The organism is Streptomyces sp. NPDC002643, assembly GCF_053592555.1.
Map to the genome: position 1 here is coordinate 65571 of NZ_JBSFVY010000043.1, position 9696 is coordinate 75266.

Annotated in this window: 9 protein-coding genes and 2 pseudogenes; 6 read left to right on the forward strand and 5 right to left on the reverse strand. The window is 68.2% G+C overall.

Going from position 1 to position 9696, the window contains the following annotated elements; genetic code table 11:
* Positions 1 to 193: 193 nt before the first annotated feature.
* Together ACWD4G_RS40145 and ACWD4G_RS40150 are read left to right on the forward strand one after the other, a co-directional pair.
* Positions 194 to 637: a hypothetical protein gene (locus ACWD4G_RS40145; RefSeq protein WP_451302675.1), complete on the forward strand. Its 444-nt coding sequence runs from the start codon at positions 194 to 196 to the stop codon at positions 635 to 637.
* A 330-nt stretch (positions 638 to 967) separates the two neighbouring features.
* Positions 968 to 1540, forward strand: a pseudogene (locus tag ACWD4G_RS40150) (SAM-dependent methyltransferase); the annotation flags it as partial.
* A gap of 107 nt (positions 1541 to 1647) precedes the next feature.
* On the opposite strand, the gene ACWD4G_RS40155 reads toward ACWD4G_RS40150, so the two are convergent.
* Positions 1648 to 2247, reverse strand: coding sequence for a TetR/AcrR family transcriptional regulator (locus ACWD4G_RS40155; RefSeq protein WP_451302677.1), 600 nt, complete (start codon positions 2245 to 2247; stop codon positions 1648 to 1650).
* Between the two features lie 13 nt (positions 2248 to 2260).
* Here ACWD4G_RS40155 and ACWD4G_RS40160 point away from each other — a divergent pair, with 13 nt between their 5' ends.
* Positions 2261 to 3088, forward strand: a complete 828-nt coding sequence (locus ACWD4G_RS40160) for a class I SAM-dependent methyltransferase (protein ID WP_451302679.1) — start codon at positions 2261 to 2263, stop codon at positions 3086 to 3088.
* A 37-nt stretch (positions 3089 to 3125) separates the two neighbouring features.
* Entirely contained in the window at positions 3126 to 3284 is a 159-nt protein-coding gene (locus ACWD4G_RS40165) for a transposase (RefSeq protein WP_451302681.1), read from the forward strand.
* A gap of 161 nt (positions 3285 to 3445) precedes the next feature.
* Here the strand turns inward: ACWD4G_RS40165 and ACWD4G_RS40170 are convergent, their stop codons facing one another.
* The 4 genes from ACWD4G_RS40170 to ACWD4G_RS40185 form a co-directional block, all read right to left on the reverse strand.
* A complete protein-coding gene (locus ACWD4G_RS40170) occupies positions 3446 to 6025 on the reverse strand; it encodes an ATP-binding protein (RefSeq protein ID WP_451302683.1) in 2580 nt (859 codons plus the stop codon).
* A 5-nt stretch (positions 6026 to 6030) separates the two neighbouring features.
* The gene (locus ACWD4G_RS40175; RefSeq protein ID WP_451302685.1) at positions 6031 to 6165 is read right to left on the reverse strand and encodes a hypothetical protein; all 135 of its coding nucleotides are present in this window, start codon (positions 6163 to 6165) and stop codon (positions 6031 to 6033) included.
* A 338-nt stretch (positions 6166 to 6503) separates the two neighbouring features.
* A complete protein-coding gene (locus tag ACWD4G_RS40180) occupies positions 6504 to 6677 on the reverse strand; it encodes a cyanobactin maturation protease PatG family protein (protein WP_451302687.1) in 174 nt (57 codons plus the stop codon).
* A gap of 238 nt (positions 6678 to 6915) precedes the next feature.
* On the reverse strand, positions 6916 to 7584 hold the full coding sequence (locus ACWD4G_RS40185; RefSeq protein ID WP_451302689.1) for a TetR/AcrR family transcriptional regulator: 669 nt from the start codon (positions 7582 to 7584) through the stop codon (positions 6916 to 6918).
* A gap of 87 nt (positions 7585 to 7671) precedes the next feature.
* On the opposite strand from ACWD4G_RS40185, the pseudogene ACWD4G_RS40190 reads away from it, so the two are divergent.
* Positions 7672 to 9089, forward strand: a pseudogene (locus ACWD4G_RS40190) (MFS transporter).
* Positions 9086 to 9490, forward strand: a complete 405-nt coding sequence (locus tag ACWD4G_RS40195) for a cupin (RefSeq protein WP_451302691.1) — start codon at positions 9086 to 9088, stop codon at positions 9488 to 9490. Before ACWD4G_RS40190 ends, ACWD4G_RS40195 begins: the two are co-directional and overlap by 4 nt.
* Positions 9491 to 9696: the final 206 nt, after the last annotated feature.

The following is a 9696-nucleotide window of genomic DNA, read 5'->3' on the forward strand; positions in this document are numbered from 1 at the left end:
ACGGGTGATGGCCCGCATCTCCCAGTTCGCCCAGTAGGGCATGACGTGGTGCTTGATGCTGGATGCGTCACCGCGAAGCGTGCGGGGCACGACGATTCGGGCGTTCCACCACCGGTTGTGCCACTCGCGGAAAGACATTTCACCGACCCGCGGGTCGCGCATACCTCCACGGGCGAACTGGGTCTCCATCTCGATGCACCAGGCGCGCGCCCGCGCCTTGGGCACGGCCAAGGGGAGCTGCGAGCGGTCGAGTTCGGCCACCGGTACGGGAGTGACCGTACGCGGCCACCGCCCGCACCCGCCTGCGCAGGCGCGCGGGATGTGGCTGGCCCTCGATCACCTCCATCCCGGACTGGTCCGCGACTTCGGTGCCGAGCAGCTGCGGATCGGCGCCCCGGAGTGCGGCTCCTGGGTCCGTGTGGATCTGGACGGCGACGGCACCTGCTCGGTCACCCAGTGCGGGCCGCGGGCCATCTGGCCGGAGATCGAGGAGACCGTGGAGTGGTGGCGGGCAGCGGGTGAACCGTCCTCGTACCGCATCGAGTTCGACGCGGACGGCACTCAACGCGCCGTCGCCAGACACGGCCGCACCAGCTGTCCTGGACGCTTAACGACGACCGCGCCCAGCGCAACGTGACCGCGCAGTGAACCAGTCCGCCGCCCCCGCGACCCGGTGCCGTCGTTCGGACCGACCTCGTGGCCATCCTCACTACCGTCAGCCGGGTGGGAGACAACATTCCGCAACGTCCTCTGTAGGGACGACCTCGGCCTTCAACAAGGCCCCGCGAAAGCGATTACGTCTCGCCCTGGGCGCAACCGGCCCGTCCTCCCCGTCTGTTCAGCGGCACATCAGGCCACCGATGCCCACCCCTGATTCTGGAAAGGACCTCGATCACCATGCCAGCACCGCCCCGGAGAACCAACTTGGAGCAAGGCCCAGGGGCGCCACGACCCGCCTACGACCCACGAGCCCGCTCACGACATCCATACCGACGCCCGCGTTGTCTATGTCGACAACGACCCCATGGTGTGTGCACTGGCCCGCGCGGCCCTGGACGTGTCCGGCGAAACCACCGTGATCCAGGCCGACGTCCGGCAGATCGACCAGCTGCTCGACCACCCCGAACTCAAACTCCTCGACCGAGGCCGGCCGATCGCGGTCCTGGTACACGACCTGCTGCCGTGGCTGAGCACCCGCAACGCCACCCGGACGATGACGACACTGCACGACTGGCTTCCTCAAGGCAGCGCCGTCTCCATCACCCACGCCACCGTCGACATGAAGCCGGACGTGATGAGAGTCCTCAGCGCCCGGTACGCCGACGCCGATATCGCGTACCACCCGCGTACGCGGGTGGAGATCCAAGCACTGCTGGACACGTGGGCCCCGCTGCCCGATGACCTTGCTCGTTGTGGGCGCAAAGCTCCCGATGAGCGGCGGCTCGGCGTGCCGTTGTCGGCCGTTGGCCGGGGTTGTGGGACACCGGCCGATGTCGCGCCCTTCACGCGGGTGTTCCGGAACCGGCGGGCCCTCGTGTGAGTCAGTCAGATGGAGCGCAGCCAGGTCCCGTCTCCTCGATCGCGGTCAGGCCCTCGATGCATCGGCGCCGGCCGACTACGGACCACGTTGCCTCAAGTTTGAGTTGATCAGACCAACAGTTGGGAGCTGAGGGTGTCGTACGCCCATTGCTCCCACTTGGCCGGTGGCCACATGCGGTCGCGGGTGAGGACCAAGAAGAGTTCGGGGCTGAGGATGGCGTAGATGATGTCCGCCGCTTCTTCGACGGGTATGGCGGGGCTGGCGCCCGGCTTCTTGGTCAAGGACTGCGCTGCTGTTGAGATCACCGTGTACCGCGGGTCTGTCCGATCCGGCCACAGCTCTCGGATCTCCGGGTTGGTCGCTGTCGCGGCGTGGACCATCTCGTTGATGGCCGCCACGCGTTCGAGTGTCTTGCGGGTGCCGGCGGTCAGTGCGGCCAGTGCGGACTCGGCGGTGGGCGCGGTCGTGACCTCCGTGAACCAGGGCCGGTGCATCGTCGGCACGGCTTCGTCGTCGCCCGCGATCGCGACATCGACAAGTTCCTTGAGCAGCGAGGGCTTGTTGCGAAAGACGAAGTAGATCGTCTGCACCGCCACCCCCGCCCGGTCGGCGATCTCCTGCAGCTTGGTAGCCCCGTAGCCCTGCTCGATGAAGAGCGCGCCGGCCGCCTCAATGATCCGGCGCCGTGTCTCCTGCGCCCTGAACATCGGAGGGCAAGCCGTGCACACGATCGCCAACCGTCAGCAGGCAAAGGCATGGAACGACTGGGAGGGCATTCTCTGGGCGGAACGACCTGAGCGTTACAACGGGATGATGGGAGCGTTCAACGCGCCCCTGTTCGCCGCCGCGGGCATCAAGGCACAGGACCGGGTCCTCGACGTCGGCTGCGGCACCGGCCAGACGACGCGCCTTGCAGCGCAACGGGCGTACGACGGAAACGTCGTGGGAATCGACCTGTCCGGGCCGATGCTGGAACGCGCCCGCCGTGACGCGGCGACGGAAGGTCTCGACAATGTCACCTTCGAGCAGGGCGACGCACAGGTGCATCCGTTTCCCGACCGCGGGTTCGATGTCCTCATCAGCCGCGGCGGTGTCATGTTCTTCGCCGATCACGTCGCGGCCTTCACCCATCTCCGGCACGCGCTCGTGCCGGCCGGCCGCCTCGCGTTCCTCGGCCCGCAGCCGGCGGGCCCGGACAGCGCCTACGCCCGTGCGACCGCCGCGCTCTCGCCGTTCCTGCGCGAGGCATCCCCCGCTTCCCGGGGCATGGGGTCGCTCCTCGACCCCGCGCGCATCCGCCAAGTACTCGCCGCCGGCGGGTTCACCGACATCGAGGTGGCTCCGTTCGAGGCGCCCATGACCTTTGGCGCCGGACGACGCCGCCGACTTCCTCTTCTCCATGGGCCCGACGCACCACAACCTGCGGGATGTCGCCCCACCAACCGTCACCCGTATCCGTACCGAAGTCCAAGACGCCCTCACAGAGTTCGAGACTGCAGACGGTGTCCGTATCCCCGGGTCGGTCTGGATCGTCACAGCGGCCCGTGAGCCCATCTCTTCGAGCAAGTGACGCGTTGTTCCGGACGTGATCAGCAGGGAGGATCTGACGGACGAGGAGTGGGCGCTGCTGGAGCCGCTGCCGCCGGTGAGCGACAACAGTGCGGCCGGTGGCGGGGACCACCGCCAAGTGATCGACGGCATCATCCACCGGCTGGGCACCGGTGTGCATGAACCGGCAGATTAGGAGCATCGCTCCTGGAATCTGCGAGTGATTGCAGAAATCTCACGCCGTCATGGGATGCCTTGAACAAGGGCCGCCCACCAGCTACCTTCCCTCGCTCAGGCCCTCATCCACTGGTCCGGAAACCCGCGCGTACTTCCCTCCGGACGGTTGCCTCCGCCAGCTCAGAAGGGTTTGCCGGTTTCCCGGAAGATAGTGAGCGCCTTCGTTCGGGCGGCAATGGCCTTCTTGAATCGCCCCCTGTTCGACAGAGCGTTGCTGAGGTTGAACAGGGCTACGCCCTCAAGGTGGCGGTCACCCGTTTCCCGGAAGATGGTGAGTGCCTTCGTCAGAGCGTCGATGGCTTCCTTGAATCGCCTTGCTTTCGCCAGAGTGGCGCCGAGGTTGTGCAGCGCCAAGCCTTCACGGTGGTGGTCGCCGAGGTCGCGGTAGATGGCCACAGCCTGGGTGTGAGCGTCGATGGCCTCGCTCAACCGCCCCATCTCGCACAGAGGCCGACCGAGATTGTTCAGCGCCTGGCTTTCACCATGGCGGTCACTGGTTTCACGGAAAATAGCGGCGGCCTGGGTGTAAGCATCGATCGCCTCGCGGAATTGTCCCACCTCGACCAGAGCCAGGCCATGGTTGTTCAGCGCAATGCCCTGACGGTGGCGGTCGCCGGCCTCACCGTAGATCGCGGCGGCCTTGGCGTGAGCATTGATGGCCTGGTCGAACCGTCGCAGCCCGACCAGAGCCCTGCCAAGGTTGTTAAAGGCGAGTGCTTCACGGTGTCGGTCACCGTGGGTGCGAAAGACGGTGGCAGCCGCCGCATGGTATTTGATGGCCCTTTCGAACTGCCGCTGCTCGGTCAGGACGCCGCCCGCGTTGTTCAGCGCCTGGGCGGCATCCTGGCGGTTGCCGGTCTCGGTGAAAATCGTGGCCGCCCGGGTGTAGGCGGTAAAGGCGTCATCGAACCGCCGCAGCCCGCTGAGAGTGACGCCGAGGTTGCTGAGCGCATGCCCTTCCCTCTGACGGTCGCCGGTCTCATGAAAAATCGCGGCCGCCCGGGTATGGGCGTCGATGGCATCGTCGAACCGCCGCAGCCCGGTCAGCGCGCTGCCGAGATTCGTCAGCGCCCCCGCTTCACCGTCACGGTCCCCGAGGTCGCGATAGACGGTTGCGGCCTTGTCGTGGGCGTCGATGGCCTTGCCGAACTGCCGCAGTCCCGCAAAGGCAAGGCCCAGCTGGTTCAGCGCCACTGCCTCACCGCGGCGGTCATCCAACGCACGACAGATGGCCAGGGCCGTCGTTGTGACGGTCACCCAGTCATCGAAGGCATAGCGGTCGTGGAGGTATCGGGTAAGAGCATCCGCAAGGTCAAAGCTGGTTTCCTGGAGGCCGAACTGCGGTCCCGCAGTGACGGTGGCAACAAGGTTGGGGCGTTCGGTATCCAGCCAGGCCAGCGCGCCGTCGCGGTCCGGGAAACGGGCCGAGGGGGTGCCGAGTCGGGCATCCAGATGGGTGCCGGCGGCCTCCGCGGTGGTCTGGTAGTAGGTGAAGAGGCGGGCGCGGGCCGCGTTGCGCTCGTCGCTGTCGGCGTGGAAGCGTCCCTTCTCGTCGGCGTACAGGCGCACGAGGTCGTGCAGCCGCCAGCGACCCCAGACGGGTGCAGGTTCGAGCAGGTGGGCGCGGGCCAGGTCCTGAAGGAGTTCCTCCACCTCGTACAGGTCGCCGTCGGCAAGGCTCGCAGCGGTCTCGGTGGAAAGGCCGTCGCCAGGGTTGAGTGACAGCAGCCGGAACAGGCGGGCCTGTTGGTGGCCAAGGTGCTGGTGGGAGAGATCGAAGGCAGCGCGTACCGCGCGCTCCTCGCGGCGGAGCCGGTCCAGCCGGCGGTGCTCTGCTTCAAGGGCCTGCGCCAGGGATGCCAGCGGCCGCTTAGGAGCATCAGCGAGCAGGGCGGTTGCGATGCGCAGGGCCAGCGGCAGGCCCGCACAGAGCCGGGCGATGGCGTTCGCGTGCTCTGGCTCGTCCTGAACACGGGTGTCGGCCGGGCCAAGGGCGTTGTGCAGGGCTTGGTTCAGCAACTCGATGGAGGATCGCGCGTCGAGGACGTCGAGGTCGTGCAGACGAGCGTCGACGTCCAGAGTGTGACGGGAGGTGAGCAGAGCAGCGGTGGTGCCATCGGTGGGCAGCAGGGGGCGAGCTTGCTCCTCGTCGGAGGCGTTGTCGATGACGACCAGTATTCGCCGTCCTTGCTGCGCGAACGTGGCCAGCACACTGCGGTACAGCCGCGTACGGTCCTGCAGTCCGTCGGGGATGTGCTCGCCGGGCATTCCCAGAGCCCGTAACAGGCCGTCCAGGGCATGATCTGCAGACAGTCGGCGTTCGCTGTCGTAGCCGAACATGTCGACGAACAGCACGCCGCCGGGAAACCAGCCCGGCTCCTTCAACGCCCGGGTGGCTGTCTGTACAACCAGTTCGGTCTTGCCGACCCCGGCCAGCCCCGCCACCGCCGCTACCAGCGGTGTTTTCCGCTGCTCCGTGCCGGGAGCGAGGCCCTTGAGCAGCCGCTCCACCTGCTCCTCACGACCGGTGAAAGTGCCGGACGCTGCAGGGAGTGCGGACAGCGCCGGGGTGACCTGCGGCGGCAACTGTACGGTGATGTCCCGGCCCTGGATCACGGCGTGGAAGAACACACCACCACTGACTGTGTTCGACACCGCCCCGCTCGCGCTGTCCCGCCCGAAGGCATCCGCCTCGGCCATACCGCTCAGCTCTGGGCCGACGGTGCACTGGTGCCGGACGTGTCCACCGCGGCCCTCAGCCCCGCCCATGTCTGCCGCCCGAACTCGCCACCGGCGCCGCCTGCCAGCGCCGCCAACAGCGCGATCGATATCGGCTCCACCCTGCACCACCCCGTTGGCACATCAATCGCTCACCGAGATTGGACACGATAAGGGGTACCACGTTGCGCAGATAGGGGTCGCGCGTTGCCACCTGGCCGATGGCCACGTCATGGCAGTGGGGCCACAGCGAAGCCCTGAGGCACTCCTGGGCTGGAACGGGTTGACAGCCCGCACAACCGGGGTGGTGAGCCAGACAGTCGCAGGACGAGCCCGGGGCGATCGTCCAAGGCGGGCGCGTGTGAGGCAGGCCCCGAGATCGAAAAGATGACTTCAGGAAGCTGGTCGGGAGGCAGGTCTCCAGCGGGAACGGGCATGGGCAGGGCACGTTCGCGTGTGGCTATCTGGATTCGGACCAGGTGCGGGTGGCTCCGAGGGTGACGGGCATGGTGTCGGAGACGTCGATGGTGAAGCGGAACCCGGTGCGGGATCGCAGGCCGCCGTCGGGGTCGAAGAAGCGGAGTTTGACGTCCCAGGTGTCCCGGCGTGCCTCGCTGCCGAAGTCGTAGCCCACGGTGCCCAGCGCGTAGACCGGGCCGGTGGTTCGGGCTGACAGCGCTGGTCACCACGCCCGGGTCCGGGGTCCGGCTGTGGGGCCGCGGATGATGTCCATGGCGCCGAGTACCTCGCCGTCCGCGCCGAGGAGGTCACCGGCAGCGGATCGCAGCGATCATGGGATCGGCTTCGTGGGGATCTGGGGCGGAGGCGTTGGCACCGGGTCGGCGTTCGAGAGTATGAGCTGAAGGAGCAGGTCAACGGGGAGTCAGGAGGCCGTCTACCAGGGCTCGGAGCCCATCCAGGTAGGTGTCCTCGGCGGTCAGTGGTGACCATTGGTCCGCGACCTGTGCCAATCGGGGTAGCTCGCTCGGGTCGAGATCGGTGAAGACGCGCTCCCGGTAGGTGGGACGGTCGTCGTCCGTGCGCCGCCGGGCCGCTGTCACGCGGACCACGATCTCTCCGGCGGTGTAGTACCAGATCGCGCGGTAGCCGTGTACGGCCCGCTCCGGGGACAGGCCGCATTCGACCAGGCCGTCGACGATCTGCTCGACGAACCAGAGAGCGGATGTGGCCATCAGGTCATCGGCTGTCAGCACCTCCACGATCCAGGGGCAGGCGGCGAGCGCCTCGTGGATCGTGGCAGCGGCGACGACGATCCGCTCGCGAGGCCGGGCGGGCAGTTCGGGTCGGTGCAGCGTCCGTGTGGCGTAGTCGTCCAGCAATAGGACGAGCAGTTCTTCCTTGTTGCGGACGTGGTGGTAGAGCGCCATCGGCGTACTGCCGATCTCCGTGGCCAGCCGCCGCATGGTCAGCCGGTCCACGCCTTCCGCGTCCACGATCCGACGTGCCGTTGTGACGACCTCCTCGCGGGAGATCCGGGGAGGCCGGCCAAGGGTTTTGCGCGGTGCGGACGGTTGCGACATGCCCTCATCATCCCCCAGGTGTCGACAACGGTGATCCCCTGACGCTACTTTCTATACATGTATAAAAACTCGCGAGGGCGCCCCGGAATGGTGCTGGCCGCCGTGGCCGTCGCCCAGTTCGCCGTCGCCCTGGACTTATCCGTGGTCAACGTCGCCCTGCCCGCGATCCGCACCGCGCTGGGGTTCGCACCGCTCGACCTGTCGTGGGTCGTGCATGTCTACGCGCTCACGCTCGGCGGATTTCTGCTGCTGGGAGGCCGCGCAGGTGACCTCTACGGCCGCCGACGGCTGTTCGTGCTCGGCTTGGTCGTTTTCGGGCTGTGCTCACTGGCGGGCGGGCTCGCCCAGGCACCCTGGCAACTGATCGCCGCGCGCGCCGGCCAGGGCCTGGGGGCCGCCGCGGTCACCCCGGCCACGCTGGCGATGCTGACCACCACCTTCCCGAGGGCCCGCAGCGCGTGCGCGCGCTCGGGGTGTGGAGCGGGGTGAACGCCGCGGGCGGAGCGCTGGGCGTGCTGGCGGGCGGGCTGCTGACCCAGTACGCGGGCTGGCAATGGGTGATGCTGATCAATCTGCCCATCGTCGCGGTGGCTCTCGCGCTGGTCCGGGCAGGCGTGCCCGCCGAAGCACGCCCCGCCCGGCGCGAGCGGCTGGATGTGCTCGGTGCCGTCCTGGGCACTGGTGGAGTCGGGCTGCTGGTGACCGGTGTCGTGCGCGCCGACGCCCAAGGATGGGACTCCCCGGCCACATGGACGATGCTCGTCGCCGCGGCCACCTGCCTGGCCGCCTTCGTCGCCACCGAATCCAGGGTGGCCGCACCGCTGTTGCGCCTCGGTCTGCTGCGCAGCCGCTGGGTCGCCGGCGCCAATGTGCTGGTCTTCTTCTCCACCGCCGGGCAGTTCGCGGCCTTCTACTTCGTATCCCTGTACATGCAGCAGGTTCTGGGCATGGGCGCCGCGGCAACCGGTGCCGCGTTCCTGCCCTTCTCCGCGAGCCTGGTCGCGGGCAGCGTCGTCGCGGCCCGTGTCACCGCGGCACACACCCCCCGCGCGTCCCTGGTGCCCGGCGCCCTGCTGGCCGCCACGGGCCTGGCCTGGTTCGCCTTCATCAGCCCCGACGGCGGCTTCCTCACCGATGTGCTCGGCCCCTGCGTCATCACCGGCACCGGCGTCGGACTGGTCCTGGCCCCGATCGTCGCCGCCGCGACCACTGGCGTCGCCCCCCGTGAGGCCGGCATGGCCTCCGGCCTCATGAACAGCTCCCGCCAACTCGGTGGCTGTATCGGCCTGGCCGCCCTCGCCACCGTCGCCGCACACCGCACCGGCACAGCCACCGACCCCGCCGCGATCAACGACGGCTACGCCCTGGGCCTTGCCATCGCCGCCGCCCTCTTCATGTCCGCGGCCATCGTGGCGATCGGCGTGCTGCCCCGCCGCCAGGCCGAAACACCTGCCCCGCAACCCGCCATCACGGCAGAGAATCGACTGGAAGGAACGCCGTCATGACGACCACACCCCTGTCACCCATCGACCTGTTCGCCACGGAGCTGCACATCCACCCCGACGGCGACGTCCGAGCCGCCGAACGACGGACGACGAACAACGACTCCGGCGCCTGGCAGCTCGCGACGTTCCACGTGGAGACCGACGCCGACGTTCACGCCGACCACTGGGAGATGCACCCACAAGCCGAGGAGGCGGTGTGCTGCCTGACCGGCGGTGTTCGCGTCTACTTCCGTCCCGCCAGGCCCGACGACACCAAGGAGGTGGTGCAGTTGCGGCCAAGCACCGCCGTGATCGTCCCCCGTGGCCGCTGGCACCGCTTGGAGCTGGACGCCCCCAGCGACCTGATGTCGATCACCCTTCGCCACGGCACCCGCCTGGAAAAACGTACCGAAACGCGCTGACAGCGAGGTGGCCCGGCCGAGCCTGCCGCCGGGCCACCCTGCGGCAACTGTTCTGAGGAATGCGGTCGCCGTAGCATGCCTCCTCGTTGATTCGTCCGCTGGAATCCGTCAGCCCCTAATACTGCAGCCGCAGTTATGGGGGTCGGTGGCCTCGTCGGCGGTAGTGGCTGAGGCGGGCGCGGTGTTGATGGCGGCGGCGCCAGTGT